Origin of the sequence: Methylogaea oryzae (genome assembly GCF_019669985.1) — a bacterium.
Lineage (GTDB): Bacteria > Pseudomonadota > Gammaproteobacteria > Methylococcales > Methylococcaceae > Methylogaea > Methylogaea oryzae.
Genome location: NZ_AP019782.1, coordinates 1,701,105 through 1,727,500 on the forward strand (window position 1 = coordinate 1,701,105; position 26,396 = coordinate 1,727,500).

The window sequence follows — 26,396 nt, forward strand, 5'->3', positions numbered from 1 at the left end:
TAGCGGTTACCGCAACTCCCGAAATTCCCGACCACGATGGCGAGCATCAGCGACTATCTTGAATTTTTACCGGGCGTTCCCGATCCGGCGCTGACCTTGGTGGGGCATTACAACGCCTCGTTGGTGGCGTTGTCGATATTGATCGCGATTTTCTCCTCCTACGCGGCCGTGTATGTGGCGGATCAGGTCAAGTCGTCGGCCGGTCCGTTAGAAAGCGCGGCCTGGCTGGCGGTCGGTTCGCTGGCCATGGGCGGCGGCATGTGGTCCATGCACTTCGTCGGCATGCTCGCCTTCCAGTTGCCCTGCGTGGTGCATTACGACGCGACGGCCACCGCCGCCTCCATGATCCCCGGCATTTTCGCCAGCGCGCTGGCGCTGGCGACCATCAGCCGGCGGGAGATTTCCGCGGCGCGCTTGCTGGGGGGCGGCGTGTTGCTCGGCGCGGGCATCGGCGCCATGCATTACGGCGGCATGGCGGCCATGCGCATGAGTGCGTTGTTGCGTTACGAGCCCCGGTTGTTCGCGCTGTCCCTGTTGGTGGCGGTGGTGTTTTCGGTGCTGGCCCTGTGGGCCAGGTTCGGGTTGCAGCGTTTGGTGAAGCGTCCCCAGTGGGCTTGCCTGGTCAGCGCCGCCGTGATGGGCGTGGCCATGTCGGGTATGCACTATACCGCCATGGCGTCGGCTTATTTCCTGCGCAGCGGCGAGCCGGAGGAGAGCAACGTGGCTTTTGATGCTGCCTTGATGGCGATGGCGGTCGTTACGGTAACGCTGCTGGTGATCGGCGTGGTGATTATCGCCGCCTATGCCAACCGCTATTTCTGCATGGCGCAGGAGTTGGAGCGCGCCAAGCGAACCCTGGACGACGAGCGCACGTTTCTCGACCGGATCATCAACGCCGTCGCCGACCCGATTTTCGTCATGGATCGTCAGGGCCGCATCGTCCTGGTTAACGACGCCTATTGCGGCTTTTTTCACCGGCGCCGGGAAGATTTGCTGGGAAGTGCCGGCGGCGACATCGGTTTCGATGACGGCATCGATTTGCTCAAGGCGCTGGGCGAAGACTCGCTCAACACCGCGCGGGTGAGCGTCCGCGAAGGCGTTTATGTGACGGCGAAAGACGAGCACCATCACATACAAGTCGGCGCCACGCCTTGTTTTCGCGCCGACGGCAGCCGTTTCGTCGTCGGCGTGGTGCGCGACGTCACCCAGCAGCGGCACGCGGTGGAGCGCATCGAGGAGGCTCAGCTGGCGGCGGAGAGCGCCAGCGCCATGAAAAGCCAGTTCCTGGCCAATATGTCCCACGAAATCCGTTCGCCCATGAACGGCATCATCGGCATCGCCGAGTTGCTGGCGGACACGCCGCTGGATCACGAGCAGCAGGGATACGTGCAAACCATTGAGCGTTCGGCCCAGGCGTTGCTGGGGATCATCAACGACATCCTGGACTTCTCCAAGATCGAAGCCGGCAAGATGGAGCTGGAGCGGATCCCTTTCGATCCCGGCGCGCTGGCGGAAAATTGCGCTGCCATGGTGGCGCCGCGGGCCTACGAAAAGGCCTTGTCCCTGGTGGTATCCGTCGACGCCGACACGCCGCCGCAGCTGTTGGGCGACCCGACCCGCCTGACCCAGATCCTGGTCAATTTCCTCACCAATGCCGTCAAGTTCACCTTCCAGGGCGAGGTCGTGCTGCGGGTGGAGAGCCGGGCCGGCGACGACGGCGGCGTCATTTTGCGTTTCGCCGTCAGCGATAGCGGCATCGGCATTTCCTCCCGGCAACTGGATCGATTGTTCATGCCCTTCATGCAGGCCGACGCCAGCACCACGCGCCGCTACGGCGGCACCGGCCTGGGGTTGTCCATCTGCAAGCGCTTGGCGGAGCTGATGGACGGCGGCATCGGGGCCGACAGCCGGGAAGGGCACGGTTCGACTTTCTGGGTGGAGCTTCCTTTCGCCCGGGCGGCCGGCGATATGCCGGCCCCCGCGGCGCCCGCGCTGGCCGGCAGGGGCGTCATCCTGATCGGCGGCGGGCGGAGCTTGCGGGAGAGCCTGCATGGCTACTTGAAACACTGGGGCGCCCAAGTGGAGGAGGCGGCCACGCTGAAGCAGGCGTTGGAAATGTCGGCCACGGCCAAGGCGCTGCCGTTGCTGCTGGTGCTGAAGCACCCTTTCGGGGTGGTGGCGCGGCAGCGGTTGGAGGAGGCCAAGAATTCGCGGCGGCTAGACGTCGCGCTGTTGCTGGCGGCGCCGGATGAGGAAGCCGCGGTGGCGGCCCGCGCCATGGGCGTGCGCGTGTTGATTCAACCGGTCGCGCGGCGGGCGTTGGCGGAGCTGTTGGCGCCGACGTCGGTCCCCGCCGTGCCGTCTACCGAGTCCGCCGCGGAGGCGCCCCGCCACGCCTCGGCCGACGCCTTGGACGCCGGACGGCTGATCCTGGTGGCGGAGGACAATCCGGTCAATCAGGTGGTGGCGGTCAGCGTGTTGAAAAAGCTGGGCTATTCCGCCCACGTGGTGAGCAACGGCCAGGAGGCGGTGGATGCCCTGGCCCATTTGGCTTACGGCCTGATTTTCATGGACATGCAGATGCCTGTGATGGACGGCTTCGAGGCGACCCGCGCCATTCGGCAGGCGGAAGCGGCCGGCGGCGGGCATATCCCCATCGTCGCCATGACGGCCAACGCCATGGCCGGCGACCGCGAGCGGTGTTTGGCGGCGGGCATGGACGACTACGTCAGCAAGCCGATCAACGTCGCCAGGGTCAAAGAAGTGCTGGACTTGTGGCTGCCGGTCGCGAACGGGCCGGAAAAGCCGCCCGTCGCGGCCCCGGTGATTCAAGGGCCGGTGCTGGACCGGACGCGTCTGCAGGAGTTTCTCGGCGACGACGAGGCGGCGATCGGCGAGGCCCTCGGGGTATTCGTCGACAGCGTGCCGCAACGAGCCGACGGCTTGCGCGATGCCCTGGGGGCGGAAGATTACGAAAGGCTGCCGCTGCTGCTGAAGGATTTCCACGCGTCCAGCGAGAGTTTCGGCGCCATGCGCATGGCGCAAGTGCTGGCGGCATTGCACGCGTACGCCGAGCAGGGACAGTGGGCCGCGTTGCGGGAGGGAATGGCGTTGGTCGAGGGCGAACGTTCGGCGCTGGCCATGGCGCTGTTACAACTTGGCGGACAGGCGGAGCGAACCTGATGGATCCCAAACGTTACGACGAAATGAGGAGCAGCGACCGTTTGCCCTCTCCCAAGGGCGCCGCCTTGCGGGTGATGGAGCTGTGCCGGCAGGAGAATGTCGCGTTGACGGAAATCGTCCGCACCCTCAATACGGATCCCGGCCTGGCCGGCCAGGTGATAAAACTGGCCAACTCGCCGGTGTACGCCCGCCCCAGGCCGGTGGTGGCCTTGTCGCCGGACATCATCATCAGCATCGGCATCCAGACCTTGCGCCAGATGGTGCTGGCGTTTTCGCTGATTTCCGCCAACCGCAAAGGGGAATGCCGCGAGTTCGACTACGAGGCGTTCTGGTCGCGCTCGGCCGCCACCGCGCTGGCGGCGAACAATCTCGGCGCGCTGGTGCCGGTGGCTCCCCACGCCGAGCTGTTCACCTGCGGCTTGTTGAGCGGCGTCGGCCGCTTGGGGCTGGCGACGGTTTATCCGGACGATTATTCCGATCTCCTGGCGCGCAGCCGCGGTTGCGGCGACGACGGATTGCTTGAGCTGGAGCGGCGAACTTTTTCCCTGGACCACAACCAGCTGACGGCGGCGATGATGCTGGACTGGGGCATTCCCAAACTGTTCAGCGAAACCGTGCTGCTCCACGAGGGGCCGGACGACTGCGGTTTCGCCGTGGGCAGTCGCGCTTACAGCCTGGTTTACTTGTTGCATCTGGCGTCGCGGCTGGCGGCATCCTGTTTCATGGCGGATCACGAACGCAGCGCGCAATTGCCCCGGCTGTTCGCCACGGCGGAAAAAATCGGCATCACGCCGGAGCAGCTGGTGCGCCTGGGCGATCGGATGCTGGACGAATGGCGCGATTGGAGTCGCTTGTTGCAATTGCACATTCACGACGACGTCGAGCCGTTTTCCTCCTTGGACGCCTTGTCCAGCGGCGTCCATGACGACTTTGCCGATCCCGATTTCGCCCGCGGCATCCGTTTGCTGATCGCCGACGACGACGCCGCCCTGGTGATGCTGCTGAGCAAGAAGATCGCCAGCCTGGGGTATACGGTCTATACCGCCGCCGACGGCCGCCAAGCCCTGGAGCAAATCGCCGCCCATGCGCCGCACATGGTGCTGTCCGACGTGTTGATGCCGGAAATCGACGGCATCGAGCTTTGCCGCACCCTGCGGCGCAGGCTGGAGGGCCGGGGCGTCTATTTCATCCTGCTGACCGCGCATAAGGAAAAAGGCCATCTGGTGGAGGCGTTTCAAGCCGGGGCCGACGATTTCGTCATCAAGCCGGTGACGGTGCCGGCGCTGTTGGGCCGCTTGGCGGCGGGCACCCGCATCGTTCGCTTGCAGGCCAAGCTGGAAGCGGAGCAGGCCCGTTTGCACGGCGAGGATGCGGCGGGCGCGGGCGAAATGCTCGACCGGATCAGCGGCCTGCCCAGCCGGCGTTACGCCATGATTCGCTTGAAAGAGCAGTGGGCCTTGGCGGAGCGCAACAACGTGCCGTTTAGCTGCCTGAGAGTCAGCCTAGGCTGGAAAGGAGGGCACGATCCAGAGCAGCTCAAGACGTTGTTGCCCCATGCCGCGAGGTTGTTGCGCGAAGCCTCGCGCGCCGAAGACGTGATCTGCCATTTCGGCGAGGGCCAGTTTTTTATCGTCAGCCCCCACTCGGTGTTGTCCACGGCCATGCATTTCGGCGAGCGGTTGTTGGTGCGCTTGGCGGAAATGCCCGCGACGGCGGACGGCGCGGCGCTCTGCGTCGCCATCGGCGCCACGGCTAGGTCCACGGCGGTGCGCGACGAGATGCAGCTTTTGCGTTTGGCGGAGGCGGCGTTGGCGCAAGCCGTCGAGCGCGGCGGCGGGCGAGCGGTATCGGCGATGGCCGACGAAGAGGCGCCGGGCGGCGTGGTTTTCAATTGACCCAGCGTCGCAATCCGGTTGGCTAACCAAATCAATGAAGGGTGAGTGTTTTGCGTAAAACGGGAAGCGGCAAAAGCGTCGATTTGCAAGGCGGCTTGGTTTATTCCACCGAACACGGCCGCATGTGTCCCGAATGCCGCAAGCCGGTGGCGCAGTGCGCGTGCCGCAAGGCCGGACCGCCGGCGGCGGGCGGCCCGGTGCGGGTGCGGCGGGAAACCAAGGGGCGGGCCGGCAAGGGCGTGACGGTTATCGCCGGCGCGCCCTTGGATGCCGCCGGTCTGGCCGATTTGGGCAAACGGCTCAAGACCAAGTGCGGCTCCGGCGGCACGGTGAAGGATGGCACCATCGAAATCCAGGGCGATCACTGCGAGCTGGTGATGGAAGAGCTGAAGAAGCTGGGCTGGAACGTCAAGCGCTCGGGAGGCTAGGTTCCGTGTTTTCCCACGAAATCGTGCCCTTGCTGAAAATCGCCATCGGGCCGGCGATATTGATTTCCGCGGTGGGCTTGTTGCTGCTCACCATGAACAACCGGCTGGCCCATGCCACCGACCGGGTGAGGAGCTTGGCGAAAGAGGCCCAAGCCGCGGCCGAGCCGGGCAGGGCGCGTTTGAAGGCGCAGGTGGTCGTGCTGTGGCGCCGCACCCGCTTGCTGCGTCACGCCATCGAGCTGGTGATCCTGAGCGCGCTGTGCGGCGCTTTGTTGATCATCGCGCTGTTCGTGACGGTTTGGCTGGAAATGCCCCTGGCTTGGTTCATCGCCGCGTTGTTCATCGCGTCCTTGGCTTCCCTGATCGGTTCGCTCGTTTTGCTGATTTTGGACGTGAACAAGTCGCTGGTGGCGCTGCAGTTGGAATTGGCGGGCGACGACTAGGGAAGCGGGCCGGCGGATCCCTCTTGCCGCCGGCGCCGTCCTGGGGTCAGTGGGGCAGGCGGCAGGCTTCTGCGGCCTTGGGGTAGTCCGCTCCCACGCTGATGATGAAGGTGCTGACCTCCTCGAAGCTGAGCTGGGATTTCACCACTTTCGATTCGTGCACGATCACCGTGAAACCGCTGGTGGGGTTGGGCGAGGTGGGAATGAACAGCACGTAGCACTCGCCTTCCTTGTTGGTGACGTAGGCCGGTACCCATACGCCGTCTTTGGGATATTCCACGTACACCACTTCGCGGACTTTTTCCTCGCCGCGGCCGCGGAACATGTCGATGACTTTTTTGCTCACCCGGTAGACGGTGCGGAGGAAAGGCAAGCGCTCGATGACCAGGTCGATCAGCGACACGATCAAGGATTGGCGGTGCTTGGTCAGCTCGTAGCCGATATAGACCAGCAAGGCGTAGACGCCGAAGAACACCACGGCGGTGATCCAATATTGCCCGACCCAGCTTCTCACGTCGAACACGGTGTTCAACAGGAACTGGGCCAGCCAGATGGAAATTTGCATGACGACCACCAGCGGTATGACCGCCAGCAATCCCAGCAGGAAGTAATTGAGGGACGTTTTTAGTATTTGTAGTGGGTTCCTCATGGCACAAGGCTCCGGCTGTCACAACAGTTTATGGAGGCACGATGATACCCCAAGCTTTGTCGGCGATACCAAACGCGTGGGATGCGCCGGATTTCCCCTCATCGTTCCGGGCCCTTAACTCCCGGCCGGAATTCCCAAAAACGCTAGGGAAGGATTTGATCGAGCGGCCTTGATTTCGGTAGTTCCGGGCGTTGCGACGCCAAATCGTCGAGTATGGGGCAATCGGGTCGGTCGTCGCCCTGGCAGCCGAGGGCCAGGTTTTCCAAGGTGTTTTTCATCGCCTGCATTTCGCCGATTTTTTTCTCCAGGTCTTCGATGCGTTCCAGGGCGATGCGTTTCACTTCCTTGCTGGCCCGCTCCCGATCCTGCCACAGTTGCAGCAAGGCGGCGATTTCAGCCATGCCGAAGCCTAGCGTGCGGGCGCGGCGGATGAAGCGCAGGGTGTGCACTTCGGCCGCGCCGTACTGGCGGTAGCCGGATTCGGTGCGGCCGACTTTCGGCAGCAGGCCGAGGCTTTCGTAATAGCGGATCATTTTGGCGGATACGCCGGAGCGGGCGGCGGCCTGGCCGATGTTGAGGCGTTCGGCGCTGGAACAAACCATGGAGGACTCCTGTCGGTGTGATGGGCGTTCCCAGAATAAACCTTGCCGTCATGGCAAGGTCAAGCGGGCGTGGTTCGGGCCGGTCGCTTGACTTTGCCACGATGGCAAGGTCTACCTTGTCGCTGCGGCGGGCGGCACACCCGCCCCGGCCAAATTTTTCAAATCCATAGGAGATCGCGATGAACGCCCATGAAGAGGCAAAAGCCAAGGCCGCCCGAGCCTACAACGCCGCGGCCGAGTTGTTCGACCATCCCGCCAACTCATTTTGGAACCGCTTCGGTACCGCCACGGTGGAGCGGCTCAATCTCAACCCGGGAGAGAACGTGCTGGACGTGTGTTCCGGCACCGGCGCGTCGGCGCTGCCGGCGGCCCAGCGGGTCGGGCCGGGGGGGCGGGTCGTGGCCGCCGACTTGGCCGAACGCCTGTTGGCGGTGGCACAAGCCAAGGCCCAGGCGCAAGGCCTGGACAACATCGAATTTCGCGTCGGCGACTTGTTGCAGCTGGGCTATGCGGACGCCAGTTTCGACGCGGCCGTGTGCGTATTCGGCATTTTTTTCGTGCCGGACATGGCCGCCGCGGTGCGGGAGCTGTGGCGCCAGTTGCGTCCCGGCGGACGGCTGGCCATCACCACTTGGGGGCCGAATTTGTTCGAGCCGGCCAACGGCCATTTCTGGGACGCGGTGCGGGCCGAGCGGCCCGATCTGTACAAGGACTTCAACCCCTGGGATCGCATCTCCACGCCGGACGGATTGCGCGCCATGCTGGCGGAAGGCGGCGTGGCGCAAGCGGATATCGTGGCGGAATCCGCCAGCCATCCGTTGTCGAATCCGGACGACTGGTGGACGCTGGCCATGGGCAGCGGCTATCGCGGCACCCTCGATCTGCTCGATCCGGCGCAGCTGGGCCGGGTGAAACAAGCCAATCTGTCGCGCTTGAGTTCCGCCGGCGTGGATCGCATCGAAGCGAACGTGGTGTATGCGGTGGCGACGAAACCTTAGGCCCGGGGCTCGCGCCAACGGCTTCCCGTCCGCTGTCGCGCCGGCGCTTATCGAGCCGAGGCGATCACCGGAGGTATGGCGTCTTATTCCAAAATCAATATAAACACATTGTTCTTTAGTCTTTCTGTTGGATCGCACGGCGCATTACAGTGTGTCTCATATCGGCAAGAGGGGCGGGGCTTTGCCGCCCAGTTCCCCAACCGACGTAGCGTTGTTGCCCAAGGGGCATCTCCACGGGCGGGTTTCGCCGTCGGCGCCTACGGAGGGCCGTCAATGAATTCGCTGAATCAGGGGAGGACGACAGCGGGAGGTTAGGCCAGGGACGGCGCGTTTTTTCATCGAGCCGCCGCTGCCGCACGCGAAGGCGGGGGTTGTCAGCGAAAAAACTACCAGCTCAGGCATGGGCCGCATGCCGGATCCGACCAGTAAGAGTTTTCCATGGACAACACCGAGAACACCACCGTACTGACTTTTCCCGAACCCAGGGCATTGGCCCTGTCCATTCGAGCCACCGCCTTGGTGTTCGAGGATCCGCTGTCGCGCGCCCTGTTGGCCCGTATCCGCCAAATCGCGCCCAGCGAGGCCACGGCGCTCATCATCGGCGACACCGGCACGGGCAAGGAGTTGATCGCGCGCCATGTCCACGCCCTGAGCCGGCGCGCCGAGGGGCCGTTCGTGGCGGTCAACTGCGCCGCGTTGCCGGAGAGCCTGGTGGAAAGCGAATTGTTCGGCCATGAAAAAGGCGCTTTCACCGGCGCGGTCGCCACCAAAGCCGGCTGGTTTGAAGCGGCGCAAGGCGGCACGCTGTTTTTGGACGAAATCGGCGATTTGCCCCTGGGAATGCAGGTGAAGCTGCTGCGCGTGCTGCAGGAAAGGGAAGTGGTGCGGGTGGGCTCGCGCCGTCCGATTCCGGTGGACGTGCGGCTGGTGGCCGCCACCAACGTCGACTTGGCGGAAGCGGTGCGGGCGGGACACTTTCGCGAAGACCTGTATTTCCGCCTCAACGTGGTGCCGTTGCGCCTCAGCCCCCTGCGCCAGCGGCCGGCGGACATCCTGCCCCTGGCGCAGCACTACCTGCAGGTTTACAGCGAACGCCTGGGCGTGCGGCATGCGGAGTTGTCCGCCCCGGCACGGGAAGCGCTGCTGAAATATCCGTGGCCCGGGAACATCCGCGAACTGGAAAACGTCGTCCATCACGCCGTGCTCGTATGCAGCGGCGGACTCATCCAGCCGGAAGACCTCCATTTGGCCGGACAGCAGGCCCTGTACCGTTCGGCGCCAGCCGCGCCGGCGGAGGAGGACGATTCCTTGGAGCTCGCCTTGCGCCGGTTGTTTGAGCAAGCGCCGCCGCATTTGTACGACACGGTGGAGGAGGTGCTGATGCGCACCGCGTACGACTATTGCGAACGCAACCAGGTGCACACCGCGCGCCTGCTCGGCATTAGCCGCAATATCCTGCGGGCGCGTTTGCAGCGTTATGGCCTGTTGCCGGGCGCGGCGCTGCGGGAACGCGACGAAGTCGAATCCTTCGCCTAGCGCCTGCCGGCGGCGGCTATGCGGCGGCGGAGTACGTCGGCGCCGCGGCGAGGCCGTGGTCGACGAACTCCACCAGCCCCGGCGCGTCGACGCGCAAACTGGCGCGCTCCACCTTGAGGGCGATCAGGGTGCCGTCCGCGGCGAAATCGGCGACCACGCCGGGGCCGATTTTGTCCGTTTCGCGCACGGGCCGCTCCTGCAGGATCAAAGTCAGGCTGTCGGTGTTCCTATCGTAATTGACTCGCATATTGGCGCACTCCTTTTGAGCTGAAATCCGTCCTACCGGGGTGTCGGCAAGGATCGGCGGCGCCGAGCGCCGGTTTGGGCGCTGATACCCAAGCATCCGCCGTGCCAAGAGTGGAGAGGCGGTGCGGTTGGGGATGCCGGCATGGGCGCGGGACTGGCGCGGTTCGTCGGGCGGCAGCCGCTGGTCGCGCCGCTGCCGCTACCACTGCGGCGGCGCCGGGGCGGCGGGGACGTGGTCGGCGCTGTTGCGTCGCGATCAGCGATTCAGCAGATCCTGTTGCTCCGGCGGCAGCGCCGTCGCCGTAACGCCGCGCAAGTTTCGGACGGGCCTTGGTTTTTTCCTTTGGCACGACGGTTGTAACGGCTTCATGCCACCGAGGTCGGGAGCGCCGGCCTCCAGCGCGCAATGGCGCCCACTTATTCGCTTTAAGGAAACGATATGATCGAAGTCAATATCCCGGGGTTTGGCGACCTGCAATTGTTCCATCTCGTTTTGGATTACAACGGGACGCTGGCGCTGGACGGGACGCGGTTGCCGGGCGTTGCCGAGGCGCTCGCGGCGCTGTCCCGCGACTTGCAAATCCATGTGGTGACGGCGGATACCTACGGCTTGGCGGCGAGTCAATTGGCCGGGTTGCCGGTCAAGCTGACAATCCTTCCGGCCGGAGCCCAGGCCGATGCGAAGCGGGACTTCGTGACAGCGCTCGGCGCTGCTTCCGTGGCGGCCATCGGCAACGGCCGCAACGACCGGAAGATGCTCGACGCCGCGGCTATCGGCATCGCCTTGATCCAAAAGGAGGGCGGGGCGGCCGTCGCCGCCGCGAATGCGGATATCCTATCGTTCGACATACTCGACGCCTTGGCGCTGCTGGGGAATCCCAAGCGTTTGGTTGCGACGCTCAGGTCATGAGACAGCTGTCCGGCGTGCGTCGTTGTTTAGCGTTTGCCCAAGGCCATTAGGCGAATACCGCCCCCACCGTTTTTACAGGAATCCCTATGTCGCACTGGTACGATGACAACTCCCTTTCCATCGGCAACACGCCCCTGGTTCGCCTCAACCGCGTCGTCGACGGCGCAGCGGCCACGGTTTTGGCCAAGATCGAGGGCCGCAATCCTGCTTATTCGGTCAAATGCCGCATCGGCGCCGCCCTGGTTTGGGACGCGGAAAAGCGCGGCTTGCTGGGGCCGGGCAAGGAACTGGTGGAACCGACCAGCGGCAACACCGGCATCGCTTTGGCGTTCGTCGCCGCCGCTCGGGGCATTCCGTTGACGCTGACCATGCCGGAAACCATGAGCATCGAGCGGCGCAAACTGCTGGCGGCATACGGCGCCAAGGTGGTGCTCACCGAGGGCGCCAAGGGCATGAGCGGCGCGGTGGCGAAAGCCGAGGAAATCGCCGCGTCCGATCCCGGCCGCTACGTTTTGCTCCAGCAATTCAAGAATCCCGCCAATCCGGCGATCCACGAAGCGACGACGGGGCCGGAAATCTGGAACGACACGGCCGGCGCAGTGGACATCTTCGTTGCCGGCGTCGGCACCGGCGGCACCATTACCGGCGTGAGCCGTTACCTGAAACGGCAGGGGAAGGCCGTGATTTCCGTGGCGGTGGAACCGGAGGCCAGCCCGGTCCTGACCCAGCGGCGCGCGGGCGCGCCGCTCCAGCCCGCTCCGCACAAAATCCAGGGGATCGGCGCCGGTTTCGTGCCGGAGATTCTCGATCTTTCGCTGGTGGACGCCATCGAGCAGGCGAGCAACGACGAGGCCATCGAATTCGCCCGCCGCCTCACTCGGGAAGAAGGCATCCTGTCGGGCATTTCCAGCGGGGCCGCCGCCGCCGTCGCCGTGCGCCTCGCCAAGCGGCCGGAAAACGCCGGCAAAACCCTGGTGGTGGTGCTGCCCGACTCCGGCGAGCGTTATTTGAGCACGGCGCTTTTTGAAGGCGTGTTCGACGATAACGGTCTAGCCTTGTCTGGGAGTTAGCCGCGGCACACCGCTGGAAAGGAGGCAACGTTGAACCGTTCACCTGGGCCGTTGAGTCCGGCGCAGCAGGAAGCGCTGGCCCGCTTGCTGGAAGGCATTTCTCCGGATCAAGTCCTCTGGCTGGCCGGGTATTTCGCCGGGCTCGACCAGGGCCGGCTTCAAGCCGCCCCGGCGCCGCGGCCGGCGGAGGCGGCGCCGGCCGTCACCGTGTTGTTCGGTTCCCAGACCGGCAACGCCGAACGGCTGGCCCGATCGCTGCGAAGCCGGCTCACCGAGGCGGGCTTCGACGCGCGGGCGGTGTCCATGGACAGCTATAAGACGGCCGAACTCAAGCGCGAGCGCTGCCTGATCGTGGTCGTCAGCACCTACGGCGAGGGGGAGCCGCCGGACGGCGCCAAAGCCTTCCACGAATGGCTTTTGGGCAAAAGGGCGCCCCAATTGGCGGGGTTGCGCTACGCGGTGCTGGCCCTGGGCGACAGCAGCTACGAGTATTTTTGCAAAACCGGCCGCGATTTCGACGAACGCCTGGCGAGTTTGGGGGCCGCGCCGTTGCTCGCCCGAGTCGATTGCGACCTGGATTACGAGGAAACCGCGACGGCCTGGGCCGATGGCCTGCTGGCGAGCCTGGGCCGGAGCGACACCGCTGGCGCGCGGTCGCCGGTCGTCGCCGCGCCGGCGGAAGCCTCGCCGGCTTATTCAAAGCAACGCCCGTTTCCTGCACGCTTGCTGGAGAATATCCGTTTGACCGGCCGCGGCTCCAGCAAGGAGGTGCGGCACATCGAATTGTCCCTCGCCGATTCCGGCTTGAGCTACGAGCCGGGCGACGCCTTGGGGGTCGTGCCCCGCAATTGGCCGGAACGGGTCGACCAGCTCATCGCTGCCCTCGGTTTTTCCGCCGAAGCCGCCGTGCCCGGCGCGGACGGCGTCGACGTCGCCTTGCGACAGGCGCTGTTGGGCGATTACGAAATCACCACGCTGACCCGCCCATTCCTGCAAAAGTACGCGGAGCTATGCGGCTCGGCGGATTTGACCGAATTGCTTAAGCCGGAAAACCGCACCGCTTTGCGCGACTTCGTTTACGGCCGGGAAATCCTCGACGTGGTGCGCGATTATCCGACGCCGGGCATGGCGCCGGAGCGGTTCGTCGGCCTGTTGCGCAAGCTGCCGCCCCGACTCTATTCCATCGCGTCCAGCCAGCGGGCCGATCCCGACGAAGTGCACTTGACGGTCGGCGTGGTGCGTTACCGGAGCCATGGCCTGGCGCGCCAGGGCGTGGCGTCCGCTTTTCTCGCCGATCGGGTGGCCGAGGGCGAGACGGTGCCGGTTTACGTGCACAGCAATCCGCACTTCCGTTTGCCGAGCGATCCGAACGCTCCCATCGTCATGGTCGGGCCGGGCACCGGCGTGGCGCCGTTTCGCGCGTTCATGGCCGAGCGGGAGGCGCTGGGCGCCGCCGGCCGCAACTGGCTGTTTTTCGGCGACCGCAATTTCGACAGCGATTTCCTCTACCAGCGCGAGTGGCTGGAATACCGGCGCAGCGGACTGTTGACGCGCTTGGACGTGGCCTTCTCCCGCGACGACGAGTCCAGGGTTTACGTGCAGCAGCGCATGTTGGAGCACAGCCGTCTTCTCTACGCTTGGCTGGAGGAGGGCGCCTATTTCTATGTGTGCGGCGATGCGGAACGCATGGCGCCGGACGTGCACGAGGCTTTGCTCGCCGTGGTGCGGAAAGAGGGTGGTCAAGGCAACGGGTCGGCCGAGGATTATGTGCAGCAATTGCACGCCGCTAAACGTTACCAGCGCGACGTGTACTGACGTGAGGACGAGACGACATGCCGAGTAAACCCGCTCCGCTCAGCGAAGACGAGGCTTTGAAGGAAAGCAGCGACTACTTGCGCGGCACCATCGCGCAAAGCCTGGCCGACGCGGCCACCGGCGCCATGGCGCCGCAGGACGCCAAGCTGCTGAAATTCCACGGCAGCTATCAACAGGACGACCGGGATCTGCGCAACGAACGCCAGCGGCAGAAACTCGAGCCGGCTTATGGCTATTTGATCCGCCTGCGCATTCCCGGCGGCGTGCTCAGCCCCCAGCAATGGCTGCAACTGGACGAGCTGGCCCACCGTTACGCCGCTCCGTCCCTGCGCATTACCACGCGGCAGACTTTCCAGTTCCACGGCGTGCGTAAACGGCACCTGAAGGCCGTCATGGCCGGCCTGGACCGGGTCCTGTTGGACAGCATCGCCGCTTGCGGCGACGTCAACCGCAACGTGGTGGCCCACAACAACCCCTACCTGTCGCCGCTGCATCAGCAGCTGCACGGCTGGAGCCGCTGCCTCAGCGAACACTTGCTGCCGAAAACCCGCGCCTATCAGGAAATCTGGCTGGACGGCGAGAAGCTGGCAAAGCCGGAGGAAGAGCCCCTGTACGGCAAAACCTACTTGCCGCGCAAATTCAAGATCGGCTTGGCGTTGCCGCCGGACAACGATATCGACGTGTTCGCCCAGGACCTGGGATTGATCGCCATCGCCGAGGGTTCCGAGCTGCAGGGTTTCAATGTGGCGGTCGGCGGCGGCATGGGAATGACCCACGGCGACCCCGCGACTTATCCCCGCTTGGCCGATGTCGTCGGCTTTTGCCCGCCCCAGCGGTTGCTGGCGCTCGTGGAAACGGTGCTCGCCATCCAGCGCGACTTCGGCGATCGCAGCAACCGCAAGCATGCGCGTTTCAAATACACCCTGGACGATCGCGGCCTGGACTGGTTCAAGGCGGAGTTGCAAACCCGGTTGGGCTGGCCGTTAGAGCCGGCGCGGCCGTTCCGTTTCGAGCGCGTCGGCGACCGCTACGGCTGGATGCGGGACCCGAGCGGCTTGTGGCATACGACCCTGGCCGTGCCCAGCGGCCGCTTGAGGGACACGGAACAAACCGCCTGGCTGAGCGGCTTGCGCGAAATCGCCCGTATCCACGAGGGCGATTTCCGGCTGACCGCCAACCAGAACCTCGTCATCGCCGGCATCGACGCCGCCAACAAACCCCGCATCCAAGCCTTGCTCGACCGGCACCGCATTCCCGACCCGGCCCAGTGGAGCGGCCTGCGCCGCCAGGCCATTTCCTGCGTGGCGTTGCCCACCTGCGGCCTGGCCATGGCGGAAAGCGAACGCTGGTTGCCGACGCTGCTGGATCGCCTGGAGCCTTTGTGGCGGCAAGCGGGGCTGGGAGAGGAGGCGGTCAACCTCCGCGTGACCGGTTGCCCCAACGGCTGCGGCCGGCCTTACCTGGGCGAAATCGGCTTGGTGGGCAAGTCTCCGGGCCGCTACAACCTGTATTTGGGCGCGGGTTTCGACGGCGGTCGCTTGAACAAGTTATACCGGGAGAGCCAGAGCGAAGACGAAATCGTCGCCGCGCTGGCTCCCATCATCGAACGTTATGCCCGGGAGCGGCAAGCGGGGGAACGCTTCGGCGATTTCGCGATTCGCGCCGGCTACGTCGCGGCGGTCGGCGCCGGGCGCGAATTTCACGACCGCACCGCCTGACCGCAAGAGGCTCGGCTCGGCCGGACGGCCGCGCGTTTAGCGCGATATGAGCACTTCGTTGATCTGAACGATCGGCTCGATGTCGGTGTAGTTGGGCATGTCCCCCTGCAACTCCGGCGCATGGGGCATAAAAGCCTGGAGGAAGTCGTCCGCCGTGCTGAAATGAAAATGGCACATGGCCAAGTAGGCCGGCGCCGAACCGGGGGTCGCGCCGCCGACGCCGCGCTCGACCGATACGCCCTTGAAGCCGGGATGGGCGCTCAACAGCTCGATGGAACGCGGCATGTGCGTGTCGGCGTAATAGGCGAAGTCGAAGCGGGCGCCGGGAGTATTGGGGTAGAGGATGCTGATTTTGACCACGATGTTTTCACCTATGCCGAGGGCCTAGCGCAGAAGCGGGATCGCCATTATCCACCAAGGCGACCCGAGAGGCGGCGCGAACGCGCGCTTGGCAAACCTTTCGCGCCGTGCCGCCGCAATTCGATCCGCCGGGCGGTTTGCCGTTTATGCATAGACGTCCAGCAAACCGCCGACGGCGTTCGGGCGGCGGCCCGGATAACTCGCGGAATCGTTGTATATCCCGTCGTTTGCGTCGGTGGCCTGCCGATGGCTGTCGCCGGGGGGCGCGGCAGCGGCGGCCGGATTGTTCTCGGCCGATACCGGCGAGTTGGACGAGACGGACTGGATCTGCCGTTTGACGGCACTGATCTGGTCGGAGATCTCGGCGATTTTCGCTTTGCCTTCGGGCGTTTTGCAGGACGGGCAACCGACCCAGTCCGCCAGCTGCGCCTCGTATTTTTTGAGCTGGGAATCCAGGTAGGCGGGAGACGGCGTTTTGGGCGCGGGGTATGGAAACGTCGACGATCCGATGGCGCTGATCATTCTATTCTCCTTAAACTCGGTTTCTGTCCTAAGCGCAAAACCCGGCGTTGTCTATCAAGACGTCCAAGCCTCCGCGGCAAAGGCTTCGTCCAGCGGCGTCCGCATAATCCGGTTGCTGTAATTGGACAAGGTTTTCAAGCTGATTGCCAGCACCACGTCCAAGGCATTGGCGCGGCTGTAACCGGCGGCGAGCAGGGCGGCGATGTCGTCGTCGCCGGCCCAGCCGCGCTGTTGGACCAGGGTTCGGGTGAAAGCCGCCAAGGCGTCGAGCCGCGCGTCGGGCAGCTCGCGGCCGGCCCGCGCCGCTTCGACGGTGGCGTCGTCCAGGCCGGCCACGGAAAGGGCCATGTGGGAGTGGAACGGCACGCAATAGTCGCAACGATTTTCCTGGCTGGCCGCCAGCGCCGCGATGTGGCGTTCGGCCGGGTTCAAGCTTGACTCGTCCAGCAAGTCGGTGAGCAGCAGGTAGGCCTTAAGCGCGCAGGGCGATTCGGCTAGGCCCGCCAACAGGTTGGGAACGAAGCCGAGCGTCTTCTCGACCTGCGCCAGGATGGGGCGCGCGGCGACGGGGGCGCCGGCGGCATTATGGAAAGTGAACGTCGTCATGGTCTTCCTTGGTCATGGAGGGAGGAGCGATCGGCGGGGCGAGGGTGGCCGCGCGTTCGGGCCTATGCTAAGGTGTTCTGACGGAACGCCATAGACGATATCGTCCAAATTTTATGATCGATCGTTCAGACGATGTGTTGTCCGCCATCCTCGCCACGATTCGGCTGCGGGCGCGGATTTACCACCACGCGAGTTTTTGCGGGGACTGGGCGTTGGATTCGCCGCAGGAGCGGCGCGCTTCCTTTCATATCGTCGGTTCGGGGCGATGCCGGCTGGAGCTGGCCGCTACCGGTCAAAGCGTTTCGCTGGCTGCCGGCGATTTGGCCCTGCTGCCCCGCAATACGCCGCACCGCTTGTCCGGCGACGCAGGCGCCGCGTTCACCACGTTGCTGTGCGGTTATTTCGAGTTCAGCCTCGGCGGTTCCAATCCGATATTGGACACCTTGCCCGACCTCATCGTTTTGCCCGGCGAATGCGACTCCTCCAGCGGGGCGCAGCTGGCGTCCCTCTCCACCCTGATGCTGTCCGAGGCGGATAGGCTGCAGACCGGGAGCCGCATCGCCCTGGACCGGTTGGCCGAGGTGCTGCTGGTCTTCATGCTGCGCCGGTACCTGGAAGGCGCGGCGGAACGCCCGGGCGTGCTCGCGGGCTTGGCCGATCAACGCATTGCTCGGGCGCTGGCCGCCGTGCATCGGGAGCCGGAACGGGCTTGGCAGGTGGCGACCCTGGCAGCGGTTGCAGGCATGTCGCGCACGGCGTTTGCGCAGCGCTTCGCCGCCGTGGTCGGGCAGCCGCCGCTCTCCTACCTCTGCGTTTGGCGCATGCTGTTGGCCGAGCGCTGGCTCGCCGAGGAGGGGGCCAGCGTCGCCGCCGTGGCCGAGCGTTTGGGCTACGCATCGGAAACCGCGTTTCGAAAAGCGTTCAAGCGCAGCCGAGGCATGGGGCCCGGCGGTATCCGCCGTCAGCGGGGCACCGCCCCGCCCTGAACGGGAAGGGCTCGCCACCGGCCGCGCCGCCCGCGTCAGACTTGGAACGTATCCATTTGCTTCTTCAATTCCGTCGCCAGCAGGGCCATGTCGCGGCAGCGCTGCGCGGTTTCCTGCGCGTGCTCGGTGGTTTTGTCGCCTTCTTCGCTGATGGCGACGACGTTGCGGTGGATTTCCTCGACGACCAGGGCTTGTTCGGCGGCGGCGCGGGCGATGAAGTCGCTCATTGCGCTGATCGACGACACCGCTTGCGCGATGGTGTCCAGGGAATCGCCCGCCTTGGCGGCGATCGCGACGCCGTCGCGAGCCCGCTGCTGGCCCTCGGTCATGACGGTCGCCGCCTGTTCGGTTCCCTGTTGCAGGCACTCGATCATGTTTTGAATCTGCAAGGTGGACTGTTGGGTGCGCATGGACAGGGTGCGTACCTCGTCGGCCACCACGGCGAATCCGCGTCCGTGTTCGCCGGCGCGGGCCGCCTCGATGGCGGCGTTTAGGGCCAGCAGATTGGTTTGGTCGGCGATGCCTTTGACCACGTCCAGGATGACGCCGATTTGCTCGCTGTCGCGCTTCACTTGCGTGATGGCCTCGGCGGCTTTTTCTACTTCGGCGGAAAGCTGGTGGATCGATTCGATGGTCTCCAATACGACGGCCTTGCCGTTGTGCGTTTCGTCCTTGGCGAGGCTGGCGGCTTCGGCGCCGGCCCGGGCATGGCGGGACACCGCGTCCACCGTGACGCCCATTTCGTTCATGGCCGCCACGACGCGTTCGGTTTTGGTCTGCAGGTCGTGCATGCTCTCGGTGGTTTGATCGCTCACACGGCTCAGCTGCTCCGAGGTCGACGTCACCTCGGCGATGGAGTGGTTGACCTGCCGGCAAATGGCTTGCAGCCGTGCCACGAAACGGTTGAAGCCGTTGCCCAGACGCCCGATTTCGTCTTTGCCGCTTTCGTCCAGACGGAACGCCAAATCCCCTCGTTCCTGAGCGTGCAATAGGCGGGTGAGGGCGCTGTTGATGGGTTGCGTCACCATCCGGTCGGCTATCCAGTGCATGGTCGCCAGCATCAAGATCAATAGGGCGATAACCAACGCGGCGGAAACGCCCAGGGTTTTCGCCAGCCGTGCGTCGGTTTCCTCCAAGCTTTTGACGACTTCGAACGCGCCGTGCAATTCGCCTTCCTTTTTCCCTTCCATGGCGAAACCGGTAATGTCGCGGCCGTCGTCACGCCGCCAAAACGCATGGGATTGGGCCGGGTCGCCGTGACAATAAAGGCATTCCTGCGTCAAGCGGATCGGGTGGAAATAACGCAGGGAGTTGGTCTTCTTGTCCTGCGTATAGAACTCGGTTTGTTCCGGATGGGCGCTGAAATATTCCAGCGCCGCCGCTTCGACCTCGTCCGGTTGGTTCGACGGGTTTCTCGGATTCTGGCGCGGTGTTTTGAATTCGAACCCGCCCGCTTTGGAGATGGCTTTGGCCGACTCCCAGGCGGCCACCACGGGGGCGGCGGATAAAACCTTCTGCTTTAAGTCTTCTTCGCCGGTATAGGGCACATTTCTTAGGATGCCGGGAGAAAACAGTCCATATTCCCACTGCCTGGCGATGTTCCCCCGCACGGATTCGGCCATGGTGACGATATTGCGCGCGGCGGCGACTTCATGATTGATGGCTTCGCTTTTGTAGTGGTACGCGTAAAGCAGGAAAAACAGCAAGGCCATGCCGATCACCAGAACGGCGATGGAAAGTATGACCCTGAATCCGATGCTGGAGGTATCGATTGGCATAAGTCCCTTGAATGATTGGAAGGTGCCGCCCCTTCGGGTTGGCGGCGGGGCGTGTCACGGAAGCCCTGGACTCCGGCGACGGCCAAGCGCCGCGCGGGCTCAGGGGAACAGTCGCGGCGGCCCGAGTTCGGGCGCCGACAATCGACCGCGCCCATCACCCCTTCGGCGCGCCAATCGGCGTTGCACGGGGCGGCTGGATCACACGCTATCGGGTAAACGGGGCAGGGCCGGGGCCACGAAGCGTTGCCGACCGGACTCGAAAAAAAGACCCGCCCGAAGGCAGGTCGTCTAGGCGTGTCCATGAGGTGCTTCGTAGACAAAAACAACACCGGCGGTTGCCGAGTACGGAAGTACGCCATCGTTAAAACAAGAAGCGTGCCATGTCGAATGCTCCGCCGTTTCTCGCTATCGCGGCACCTCACCCCGTTTAATTGTTGCTTCCGCAGCAGCCGCTGCTGAATGACTGTTGGCCGATCAGCACGGGGCCTGGCCGGCGTCGGCCTGGCGGGGCGGAACGTTCCCCGTTTGGCGTCCCCGGCACGCTGGCGGGGAACTTGCATCGGTCCGCGTCCTCGCGCCATCCGGTTTGGCGCGATCGAACGAGGGGACACTATGATTGAACGATTGATCGGCCGTCCGCGAGGCGGCATGGGGCGGGATCGCCATGGCTGACGATTTCTCCCGCTCCGCGGAAACCATCGCGTCCCGATTGGGCGAATATACGGCGCCGACGGGCCTCTACGCGCGCACGGCCGCCATGCCTTTCCTGGGACGGCTGTCCTGCCCGGTTGCCGCGCTGGAGGCGGGCAGCTGGCATGAACTGCAGCTGGTATACGAGGTCGGCGCTTCCGGCATCGCCGACGGCGCCTGGTTCAAGATCGCCTTTAAGTTCTATTCCGATTGGGCGCTGTTCCAAACCAGCGATCCGGCCCAGGCCAATTACCTGACGGCGGAATATCAACCGGGCTCCCTGGCGCCGGGCCAGCCGCCGGCGACGGTTCAGTCGCTGAAAGTGCGCTTCGACCAAAAAGGGCACGAACGGCCGTTTCAGAAGGCGATCCTGGTCGACGTGGTGGACGGCTATCTCAACCCCGGCGACCGCGTCGTGGTGCGCCTGGGCGACCGGCGCTTCGGCGGTCCAGGCACCCGCGTGCAGACCTTCGTCGAGAAAGGCTTCGCTTTCCGCGCCTATGTGGACCCTCTCGGCACTTCGCGCTTCGCCGCCGTGCCGGGCGACGTGCGCCTCGACGTGGTGCCGGGGCCGGCGGCGGCTTTACAGCTGACCGGCCCGAGGTTGGCGAAGCGGGGCCAGCCCGTTCCGTTGCGGGTTAGGGCGGAGGACGCCTGGGGCAACGTTTGTTGGGACCATGGCGGATCGGTGGCCCTGACCCTGCGCCGCGACGGGGCGCAGGCGGGCGAACGCCGGGTGGCTCTGGCGCGGGACGGTTGGGCGGTGGCCCTGATCGACGATCTGCCGGTGGACGTTGCGGGAGAGCTGGAAATCACCGCCCATCTGGAAGGTTCAGCCCCGGTCGCGGCGGCCAAGGCCTATCTCACCATCGACGAGGCGCTGGCCGTGCCGCGCGCCTGGTTCGCCGATTTGCACGTCCATTCCGACGATACCATCGGCACCAACGACACCCGCTACAACCTCACCTACGGGCGGGACGTGGCCGGCCTGGACGTGGTCGGCTACACCGCCAACGACTTCAACATCACCCAGGATCGCTGGGAACGGGCGGTGGACTTGATCCGCACGCTGCATCGGGACGGCAGCTTCGTGTGCTATCCCGGCACGGAATGGTGCGGCAACTCCTGCGCCGGCGGCGACCACAACGTGGTGTTCCTGCACGGTCGGCGGCCGGCGTTCCCGTTTGACGAGCAGGGCCGGGTCGCGCGTTCCTTCGAATGGAACGAGGAGATGCGCGAGCACAACATCGTGCCGGGCGCCTGGCCGCTGGAAGAACTGTGGGCCAGTTACGCCAACGATCCGGAGGGCCATCTGCTCATCCCCCACGTCGGCGGGCGCCGCGCCAATCTGGCCTGGCACCATCCGCAATTGGAGAGGCTGATCGAGGTGGGATCCAGTTGGGGCCATTTCCCCTGGTTCTATCAGGAAGCGGTGGCTCGCGGCTACCAATTGGGCGCATCGGCCGCCGGCGACGAGCACCGGGGGCGTTGCGGCGGCGGTGTGCCGGGCACGGCGGTGTTCGGTACCAAGGGGGGATTGACCGGGGTGTTGGCGCCGGAACTGACCCGTTCGTCCATCGCCGCGGCGTTGCGCGCGCGCCACACTTGGGCCACCACCGGCGAACGCTTGGTGGGGTTGATCAGCGTCGGCGACCAAGTGCAAGGCGACGCCTTCGAGCATGACGGGCCGACGAGGCTGGACTACCGCTTCCTCGGCGAGGGCGGCTGGGACTCGTTGTCGGCCTGGGATCACACCGGATGTTTTTGGGAGCGAGACTTCCAGAAGGAAGGCGGTTATTCCGAACGGCGTTTCCGCGTGCGCTGGGGCGGCGCGCGGGTGCGCGACCGCTACCGCTGGGCGGAGTGGCGGGGCACCGTCACCCTGCGCAACGCCGTCATCCATGGCTACGCGGCGCAGGGCTTCGAGCATCGGGAAGAAAACGCCTGGCGCGAAGGCGCCACGGTTATCGGTTTTCGCTCCGATACCTATGGCGACGCCGATGCGTTGGAAATCGATGCCAGCGGGCTGGAGGGCGCCACGCTCGTCATTGAAGGCCGCATCGACGGCTACGCCAAGGTGGGGAATCCGCTGGCCGGCAACCCGTTCGAGCATTGCCCCGTCTTCCGCTGGGAAATCGACGGGCGCGAATTGCTGGAAGCGGGCCGCCTGCGCCGCGAACTGGGTGGCACCGAGCTGTTCCTGGCTGTGGAGCGGCTCAGCGACGCGCCGCTGCCGCGAGAGGTGTCCGGCAGCCTGGTGGTGGACGCGGTCAACGGTCCGCACGGCTTCCGCCCCGTCTACCTGCTGGCACGGCAGGCGGACGATGCGAAAGTGTGGACGTCGCCGGTGTTTATCGGTTTTCGGTAGCGCCTGTCGCGGGATCGCCGGGCGTCGTTGCTGACGCCCGGCGCCGCTTTTAGATCACGTAGCTGTCGGCCAGGGCCTCGGCCAGGTTCTGGGCTAGCCTCGCGCCGGCCGGCGTCTTGCGCAAGCGGGCGGCTAGATTGTAATGGTCTTGCACGATGCGCGCCGGCCGTCCGGCCAGCATGACGATGCGGTCCGCCAGAAACACGGCTTCGTCCAGGTCGTGGGTGACGAACAGGATGGTTTTTCCCGTTTGTCGCCAGATGCGGACCAATTCGTCCTGGAGGGTGCTGCGGGTGACGGTGTCCAGCGCGCCGAAGGGTTCATCCATCAGCAGCACGTCCGGGTCGATGGCCAGGGCGCGGGCGATGCCCACCCGTTGCCGTTGGCCGCCGGAAAGTTCGTGGGGCCAGCGTTCGGCGTAGTCGGCCAGTCCCACCAGCGTCAGCGCTTGCCGCGCGAGCCGTTGCCGCTCGACACGGGAGAGCTTGTGTCCTTCCAGGCCGAATTCCACGTTGCCCAGCACTCGCCGCCAAGGCAGCAGGCGCGGCTCCTGGAAAACCAGTCCGTAGCGCCGCCGCCCGGCTTCTTGGCCGCCCGCAAAGGCGACGCTGCCCGTGGTAGCCGGCAGCAAGCCGGCCACGACGCGCAGCAGGGTCGACTTGCCGCTGCCGGACGCCCCGACCAGGGCGACGAATTCACCGTTCTGTACCTTTAAATCGATGCCGTCCAGCACCGGCACGCCCTCGCGTTCTTGGTCGAAAGCGACGCCGAGGGCGGTGAGTGAAATCAACGCTGCCATGCCAGCATCCTTTTTTGCAGCAAAACGAAACAAGAATCCGACAGGCCGTAGAGGGCGGCGATGGTGAGCATGTAGAGCACCACCACGTGGGTGGCCAGCAGCCCGGAGGCTTCCATCATGCGCAGGCCGACGCCGGGAATGCCGAACATTTCGGCGGCGACCACCGACATCCAGCCTTGTCCCAAGCCGGAACGGAATCCCGCCAGGATGCCGGGAGAGGCCGCAGGCAACAGCACTTTGGCCAGGCGCGGCCATAAGTCGCCCTGGCCGAAAGCGCGCGCCATTTCCAGCAGATCCTTGTCCACCGAGCGTACCGCCGCATAGCTGGCGAAAAAATTCAGCCAGAATACGGTGATGGCGATGATGAACGAGGCCGCCGTTTCGGTGACGCCGAACCAAATGATGGCGAAAGGAATCCAGGCGATGGCGGGAATGGGGCGGAGCAGCCGTACGACCCACTCGGTCGCCGCGGCGAGGCGCGGCCAAATGGCCGCCGTGGTTCCCATGGCTATGCCCAGCAGCGATCCGGCCAGCAGTCCAAAGGCGTAGTGCACGAAGCTGCGGCCGATCATCTTGAACCAAATGCCGGCGTCGATTTCGGTCATCAACGCTTCGGGCACTCGCGACGGCGGCGGCACCAGCAAGGCGTGGGCGATACCGCTGCGCGCCAGCGTTTCCCAGGCGGCGAAGAATAGCAGCAGCCCCAGCGCCGAAAGCTTGAGGTGTCGCTCCATCATTTGAGCTCGGCGACCTTGCCGATCACCGCGTCGTAAAAGCTGTAGTCGAATGCCTGAGCGGCGGGCGCGGCGGAGGAGGGAATACCCAGTTCCGTCTGGAAGTCCTGCATGCGCTGGGCTGCCTCGACGATATAGCGCGGATCCGAGATGAACTTGGAGGAAGGGGAGGCCAGCGCCTCGGTCAGCACCGATTCCTCGATCAAACCCTTGCCGATGAATTCCCAGGCGGCTTTGGCGGCGCGGGCCTTGTCGTTTCTAACGGCATCGACGGCCTTGACGTGCAGCGCCACCAGCTTGGCGACGGCTTCTCGGTTATCGCGAACGAAGGCGCTGCGGGTGGCTACCACCGTGCCCGGTTGGCCCGGGAACATCTCGCCGCCGAGGGCCAGCACCGCCGCTTGGGGATCGGCTTTGGTGATGACGGTGATGGTCGGTTCGCGCACCATGGCCGCGTCGATCACGCCGGCCAACAGCGCTTGTTGCGTTTTTTCGATCCCTTGGCTGACCAGCTCGACTTTGGCGGAGTCGACGGCCGTGACTTTCTTTATCCAATGCCGTAGCACCACGTCGGGCACGGAGCCCGGCGGCTGGGTGGCGATTTTGACCGCGGCGCTACGGTTTTCGGCCAACCGGGCCACGGCTTCCGCCGCCGGCACCTTGCGGCTCAATTCGGCCAGTTCTCCCCGTGCCACCAAGGCTAGCTCTTCCACAGCGGAATTGGCCACCACCACGGCGTCGACACCCTTGCCGCGCGCCACCAGCACCGGGCCGATGCCTGCGTACAACACGTCGATTTTGCCGGCAGCCAAGGCCTGGATAGCGGCTGTGCCCGCCTCGAATTTTGTCAGGTTCAATTCCAGCCCTTCGGTCTTGGCCCAGCCTTCGGCTTCGAGCAGGAATAGCGGGGTCGATGCCAAGATGGGGATGTACCCCACCTCGACGCGGGTGTCCGCGTTGACGTGGAATGCGGCGGCCATGGCGAGTGCCGCGGCGGTTAGGAGTCTAGGGAGTCGTTTCATGGGTTTCCTCGGTTAGGCACGGTTGGGGGGGGTAATGGCCGCGCGTTCGATGGGCACGGCTCGTTCCGGCCCGACTGCAGGCTTTGTGCCACTCGCCGCCGATGGCATTGCGGGCGCTTCGGGACCAAGCCGGCCCGCAGAATTGTTGCCGGGAGAGCAGCGGCTGTTGATGTGCTGTTGCTGGGCCGGCAGCCGCGCGGCTTCGGCATGGCCTGGGCGCGGCGGCACGTGCCGTGCCGCGATCAGGGGCGCGGATCCTTGGGGTACGCGGGCGCTGAGGACCGATTGGGGTGGCCGGCTTGAGCTTACCCTCTATAATAGCGACGGGCAGCCGTTCCCTTCGCTGTCGTCGCTAGTCCTTCCAATGCTACGAATGATGACCCAATGAGCCGACCTCTGCGTTTTGTCCGATCGGAAAGCGGCGAGCTTTGCGTGGTCGGTTCCGCCTATGCCACTACCCCGGATTTACCGGTGCGGCGCATCGCCTTGCCTGGCGGCAAGGTGGGCATTCCGGCGGTCGATTTGCTCGACTACCACGCCAATGCCTTGAATGGCGAAGCCGCGACGCAGGCGGCCAAGGCGCTGCACCGCGCGCGTTGTGCGATGTTGCAGCGCGCTTTGACGGTGCCCGAAGGCTGAATTCCATTGTCGCGGCGGTTTGAGCGTTTTATTCGCCGAACAGCCGCCACCCGGCTTCCCTTGGTTTCGGTCGGCCATCTCGCTCCCTCTATATAGGAGCGGACGGCTTCGCTATCGTCCCCTTGGGCTCGCAGGTTCCAATTAGGCGGGAACCGCGTCTGTATGAATGTAGTAATTGGCGTGTGAGCACTTTTTTAATCAAGGATGCTTGACACGAAGCCGGGATGCTGTAGAATGGTTCGTCTAACGCGGGCAGAGAGCTTCGCGGGTTCTTTAAGAATTCAGGTCAAATAATTTGTGTGGGCGCTCGCGTCGAAGATCGGGTTTTAACCGAAATATTCGGCAGAGTGCTTTGAAAGAAGCGCTAGATATAGCCGAGCCAAAATTGAGCTGGGAAAC

General features: G+C 64.9%; 23 protein-coding genes. 13 read left to right on the forward strand and 10 right to left on the reverse strand.

The features are described 5' to 3' along the window. Window positions 1-36 precede the first annotated feature (36 nt). The 4 genes from K5607_RS07865 to K5607_RS07880 are packed head-to-tail and all read left to right on the forward strand — an operon-like array spanning window position 37 to window position 5,949. Window positions 37-3,183: an MHYT domain-containing protein gene (locus K5607_RS07865; protein WP_221048727.1), complete on the forward strand. Its 3,147-nt coding sequence runs from the start codon at window positions 37-39 to the stop codon at window positions 3,181-3,183. Then, complete coding sequence (locus K5607_RS07870) at window positions 3,183-5,078, forward strand: HDOD domain-containing protein (protein ID WP_221048728.1); 1,896 nt, start codon at window positions 3,183-3,185, stop codon at window positions 5,076-5,078. Before K5607_RS07865 ends, K5607_RS07870 begins: the two co-directional genes overlap by 1 nt. Before the next feature lie 50 nt (window positions 5,079-5,128). Further along, on the forward strand, window positions 5,129-5,506 hold the full coding sequence (locus K5607_RS07875) for a translation initiation factor Sui1 (RefSeq protein WP_221048729.1): 378 nt from the start codon (window positions 5,129-5,131) through the stop codon (window positions 5,504-5,506). A 5-nt stretch (window positions 5,507-5,511) separates the two neighbouring features. Beyond that, the gene (locus K5607_RS07880) at window positions 5,512-5,949 is read left to right on the forward strand and encodes a DUF2721 domain-containing protein (protein ID WP_221048730.1); all 438 of its coding nucleotides are present in this window, start codon (window positions 5,512-5,514) and stop codon (window positions 5,947-5,949) included. Window positions 5,950-5,995: 46 nt separating this feature from the next. Here the strand turns inward: K5607_RS07880 and K5607_RS07885 are convergent, their stop codons facing one another. Together K5607_RS07885 and cueR are read right to left on the reverse strand one after the other, a co-directional pair. Beyond that, window positions 5,996-6,598: a DUF502 domain-containing protein gene (locus K5607_RS07885; RefSeq protein WP_054774828.1), complete on the reverse strand. Its 603-nt coding sequence runs from the start codon at window positions 6,596-6,598 to the stop codon at window positions 5,996-5,998. Between the two features lie 143 nt (window positions 6,599-6,741). Further along, window positions 6,742-7,200, reverse strand: a complete 459-nt coding sequence (cueR, locus tag K5607_RS07890) for a Cu(I)-responsive transcriptional regulator (RefSeq protein WP_221048731.1) — start codon at window positions 7,198-7,200, stop codon at window positions 6,742-6,744. A 179-nt stretch (window positions 7,201-7,379) separates the two neighbouring features. Here cueR and K5607_RS07895 point away from each other — a divergent pair, with 179 nt between their 5' ends. Together K5607_RS07895 and K5607_RS07900 are read left to right on the forward strand one after the other, a co-directional pair. Then, on the forward strand, window positions 7,380-8,198 hold the full coding sequence (locus tag K5607_RS07895) for a class I SAM-dependent methyltransferase (protein WP_221048732.1): 819 nt from the start codon (window positions 7,380-7,382) through the stop codon (window positions 8,196-8,198). A 438-nt stretch (window positions 8,199-8,636) separates the two neighbouring features. Continuing rightward, complete coding sequence (locus K5607_RS07900) at window positions 8,637-9,734, forward strand: sigma-54 interaction domain-containing protein (RefSeq protein WP_221048733.1); 1,098 nt, start codon at window positions 8,637-8,639, stop codon at window positions 9,732-9,734. Between the two features lie 16 nt (window positions 9,735-9,750). Here the strand turns inward: K5607_RS07900 and K5607_RS07905 are convergent, their stop codons facing one another. Then, window positions 9,751-9,981 carry a DUF2283 domain-containing protein gene (locus K5607_RS07905; protein WP_221048734.1) on the reverse strand — a complete coding sequence of 77 codons (231 nt, stop codon included), beginning with the start codon at window positions 9,979-9,981 and terminating at the stop codon, window positions 9,751-9,753. A gap of 438 nt (window positions 9,982-10,419) precedes the next feature. Here K5607_RS07905 and K5607_RS07910 point away from each other — a divergent pair, with 438 nt between their 5' ends. The 4 genes from K5607_RS07910 (at window position 10,420) to cysI (ending at window position 15,493) form a co-directional block, all read left to right on the forward strand. Then, window positions 10,420-10,890 carry an HAD family hydrolase gene (locus tag K5607_RS07910; protein WP_221048735.1) on the forward strand — a complete coding sequence of 157 codons (471 nt, stop codon included), beginning with the start codon at window positions 10,420-10,422 and terminating at the stop codon, window positions 10,888-10,890. 86 nt (window positions 10,891-10,976) lie between these two features. After that, a complete protein-coding gene (gene cysK / locus K5607_RS07915; RefSeq protein ID WP_221048736.1) occupies window positions 10,977-11,960 on the forward strand; it encodes a cysteine synthase A in 984 nt (327 codons plus the stop codon). A gap of 30 nt (window positions 11,961-11,990) precedes the next feature. Then, the gene (locus K5607_RS07920) at window positions 11,991-13,775 is read left to right on the forward strand and encodes an assimilatory sulfite reductase (NADPH) flavoprotein subunit (protein WP_221048737.1); all 1,785 of its coding nucleotides are present in this window, start codon (window positions 11,991-11,993) and stop codon (window positions 13,773-13,775) included. A gap of 17 nt (window positions 13,776-13,792) precedes the next feature. After that, window positions 13,793-15,493: an assimilatory sulfite reductase (NADPH) hemoprotein subunit gene (gene cysI, locus K5607_RS07925; RefSeq protein ID WP_221048738.1), complete on the forward strand. Its 1,701-nt coding sequence runs from the start codon at window positions 13,793-13,795 to the stop codon at window positions 15,491-15,493. A 36-nt stretch (window positions 15,494-15,529) separates the two neighbouring features. Here cysI and K5607_RS07930 read toward each other — a convergent pair whose 3' ends face one another. From K5607_RS07930 to K5607_RS07940, 3 genes are all read right to left on the reverse strand, one after another. After that, window positions 15,530-15,853: an EthD family reductase gene (locus K5607_RS07930; protein WP_221048739.1), complete on the reverse strand. Its 324-nt coding sequence runs from the start codon at window positions 15,851-15,853 to the stop codon at window positions 15,530-15,532. A 144-nt stretch (window positions 15,854-15,997) separates the two neighbouring features. Then, a complete protein-coding gene (locus tag K5607_RS07935) occupies window positions 15,998-16,375 on the reverse strand; it encodes a hypothetical protein (protein ID WP_054774458.1) in 378 nt (125 codons plus the stop codon). Window positions 16,376-16,429: 54 nt separating this feature from the next. After that, complete coding sequence (locus tag K5607_RS07940; protein WP_221048740.1) at window positions 16,430-16,981, reverse strand: carboxymuconolactone decarboxylase family protein; 552 nt, start codon at window positions 16,979-16,981, stop codon at window positions 16,430-16,432. Between the two features lie 113 nt (window positions 16,982-17,094). On the opposite strand from K5607_RS07940, the gene K5607_RS07945 reads away from it, so the two are divergent. Next, complete coding sequence (locus K5607_RS07945; protein ID WP_221048741.1) at window positions 17,095-17,967, forward strand: AraC family transcriptional regulator; 873 nt, start codon at window positions 17,095-17,097, stop codon at window positions 17,965-17,967. A 35-nt stretch (window positions 17,968-18,002) separates the two neighbouring features. Here the strand turns inward: K5607_RS07945 and K5607_RS07950 are convergent, their stop codons facing one another. Beyond that, window positions 18,003-19,745, reverse strand: coding sequence for a methyl-accepting chemotaxis protein (locus K5607_RS07950; RefSeq protein WP_221048742.1), 1,743 nt, complete (start codon window positions 19,743-19,745; stop codon window positions 18,003-18,005). Between the two features lie 664 nt (window positions 19,746-20,409). Here K5607_RS07950 and K5607_RS07955 point away from each other — a divergent pair. Beyond that, a complete protein-coding gene (locus K5607_RS07955; RefSeq protein ID WP_221048743.1) occupies window positions 20,410-22,803 on the forward strand; it encodes a DUF3604 domain-containing protein in 2,394 nt (797 codons plus the stop codon). A gap of 49 nt (window positions 22,804-22,852) precedes the next feature. Here the strand turns inward: K5607_RS07955 and K5607_RS07960 are convergent, their stop codons facing one another. Genes K5607_RS07960 through K5607_RS07970 form a run of 3 tightly spaced genes read right to left on the reverse strand, consistent with a single transcriptional unit; the run spans window position 22,853 to window position 25,358 of the window. Then, window positions 22,853-23,602 carry an ABC transporter ATP-binding protein gene (locus K5607_RS07960; protein WP_221048744.1) on the reverse strand — a complete coding sequence of 250 codons (750 nt, stop codon included), beginning with the start codon at window positions 23,600-23,602 and terminating at the stop codon, window positions 22,853-22,855. Next, a complete protein-coding gene (locus K5607_RS07965) occupies window positions 23,590-24,339 on the reverse strand; it encodes an ABC transporter permease (RefSeq protein ID WP_221048745.1) in 750 nt (249 codons plus the stop codon). The genes K5607_RS07960 and K5607_RS07965 overlap by 13 nt, the downstream gene beginning before the upstream one ends. After that, a complete protein-coding gene (locus tag K5607_RS07970; protein ID WP_221048746.1) occupies window positions 24,336-25,358 on the reverse strand; it encodes an ABC transporter substrate-binding protein in 1,023 nt (340 codons plus the stop codon). Before K5607_RS07970 ends, K5607_RS07965 begins: the two co-directional genes overlap by 4 nt. A gap of 384 nt (window positions 25,359-25,742) precedes the next feature. On the opposite strand from K5607_RS07970, the gene K5607_RS07975 reads away from it, so the two are divergent. Next, window positions 25,743-25,997: a hypothetical protein gene (locus tag K5607_RS07975; protein ID WP_221048747.1), complete on the forward strand. Its 255-nt coding sequence runs from the start codon at window positions 25,743-25,745 to the stop codon at window positions 25,995-25,997. The last annotated feature ends 399 nt before the right edge of the window (window positions 25,998-26,396 follow it).

Bases quoted from the DNA above. Each gene is read 5' to 3' on its own strand.
- K5607_RS07910 (WP_221048735.1), top strand. From the start codon at position 10,420: ATGATCGAAGTCAATATCCCGGGGTTTGGCGACCTGCAATTGTTCCAT.
- K5607_RS07900 (WP_221048733.1), top strand. From the start codon at position 8,637: ATGGACAACACCGAGAACACCACCGTACTGACTTTTCCCGAACCCAGG.
- cysK (WP_221048736.1), top strand. From the start codon at position 10,977: ATGTCGCACTGGTACGATGACAACTCCCTTTCCATCGGCAACACGCCC.
- K5607_RS07970 (WP_221048746.1), bottom strand. From the start codon at position 25,358: ATGAAACGACTCCCTAGACTCCTAACCGCCGCGGCACTCGCCATGGCC.
- K5607_RS07905 (WP_221048734.1), bottom strand. From the start codon at position 9,981: ATGCGAGTCAATTACGATAGGAACACCGACAGCCTGACTTTGATCCTG.
- cysI (WP_221048738.1), top strand. From the start codon at position 13,793: ATGCCGAGTAAACCCGCTCCGCTCAGCGAAGACGAGGCTTTGAAGGAA.
- K5607_RS07950 (WP_221048742.1), bottom strand. From the start codon at position 19,745: ATGCCAATCGATACCTCCAGCATCGGATTCAGGGTCATACTTTCCATC.
- K5607_RS07965 (WP_221048745.1), bottom strand. From the start codon at position 24,339: ATGATGGAGCGACACCTCAAGCTTTCGGCGCTGGGGCTGCTGCTATTC.
- K5607_RS07865 (WP_221048727.1), top strand. From the start codon at position 37: ATGGCGAGCATCAGCGACTATCTTGAATTTTTACCGGGCGTTCCCGAT.
- K5607_RS07885 (WP_054774828.1), bottom strand. From the start codon at position 6,598: ATGAGGAACCCACTACAAATACTAAAAACGTCCCTCAATTACTTCCTG.
- K5607_RS07955 (WP_221048743.1), top strand. From the start codon at position 20,410: ATGGCTGACGATTTCTCCCGCTCCGCGGAAACCATCGCGTCCCGATTG.
- K5607_RS07960 (WP_221048744.1), bottom strand. From the start codon at position 23,602: ATGGCAGCGTTGATTTCACTCACCGCCCTCGGCGTCGCTTTCGACCAA.
- K5607_RS07895 (WP_221048732.1), top strand. From the start codon at position 7,380: ATGAACGCCCATGAAGAGGCAAAAGCCAAGGCCGCCCGAGCCTACAAC.
- K5607_RS07945 (WP_221048741.1), top strand. From the start codon at position 17,095: ATGATCGATCGTTCAGACGATGTGTTGTCCGCCATCCTCGCCACGATT.
- K5607_RS07870 (WP_221048728.1), top strand. From the start codon at position 3,183: ATGGATCCCAAACGTTACGACGAAATGAGGAGCAGCGACCGTTTGCCC.
- cueR (WP_221048731.1), bottom strand. From the start codon at position 7,200: ATGGTTTGTTCCAGCGCCGAACGCCTCAACATCGGCCAGGCCGCCGCC.
- K5607_RS07940 (WP_221048740.1), bottom strand. From the start codon at position 16,981: ATGACGACGTTCACTTTCCATAATGCCGCCGGCGCCCCCGTCGCCGCG.
- K5607_RS07935 (WP_054774458.1), bottom strand. From the start codon at position 16,375: ATGATCAGCGCCATCGGATCGTCGACGTTTCCATACCCCGCGCCCAAA.
- K5607_RS07975 (WP_221048747.1), top strand. From the start codon at position 25,743: ATGAGCCGACCTCTGCGTTTTGTCCGATCGGAAAGCGGCGAGCTTTGC.